The sequence below is a fragment of the Algoriphagus sp. AK58 genome, assembly GCF_014324365.1.
Lineage (GTDB): Bacteria > Bacteroidota > Bacteroidia > Cytophagales > Cyclobacteriaceae > Algoriphagus.
The window spans coordinates 1-808 of the sequence record NZ_QEIG01000059.1; the positions used below are offsets into that span (position 1 = coordinate 1).

Here is an 808-nt window from a genome sequence, read left to right on the forward strand (position 1 = left end):
GGACTGCCGTAGGGCAGTGGTAGGGGAGCGTTCCATGTGCGGCGAAGGTCGACCGGAAGGACGGCTGGAGCGCATGGAAGTGAGAATGCCGGTATGAGTAGCGAAAAGACAGGTGAGAATCCTGTCCACCGAAAGCCTAAGGATTCCTGAGCAAGGCTCGTCCGCTCAGGGTCAGTCGGGACCTAAGCCGAGGCCGAAAGGCGTAGGCGATGGAAAACAGGTCGACATTCCTGTACCACCTCCTCACCGTTTGAACAACGGGGGGACGCAGGAGGATAAGGAAAGCGCGCCACTGGATGTGCGCGTCCAAGCAGTGAGACGGTCGGATAGGCAAATCCGTCCGGCAACGTCAAGCTGTGATGGGGAGGGAAATATAGTACCGAAGCTCCTGAGTTCACACTGCCAAGAAAATCCTCTAGTGAGGAAAGAGGTGCCCGTACCGCAAACCGACACAGGTAGGCGAGGAGAGGATCCTAAGGTGAGCGAGAGAACTCTAGTTAAGGAACTCGGCAAAATGACCCCGTAACTTCGGGAGAAGGGGTGCTCATCAAGGTGATAAGCCATGATGAGCCGCAGTGAAAAGGCCCAGGCGACTGTTTAACAAAAACACAGGGCTCTGCGAAACCGTAAGACGAAGTATAAGGCCTGACACCTGCCCGGTGCTGGAAGGTTAAGAGGGGATGTTAGCGCAAGCGACGCATTGAATCGAAGCCACAGTAAACGGCGGCCGTAACTATAACGGTCCTAAGGTAGCGAAATTCCTTGTCGGGTAAGTTCCGACCTGCACGAATGGTGTAACGATCCGGGC

Annotated in this window: 1 rRNA gene; it reads left to right on the top strand. The window is 55.4% G+C overall.

Annotation, left to right across the window (positions count from 1 at the left end):
• A 23S ribosomal RNA gene (locus tag DDT91_RS20415) occupies positions 1–808 on the top strand; the annotation flags it as partial.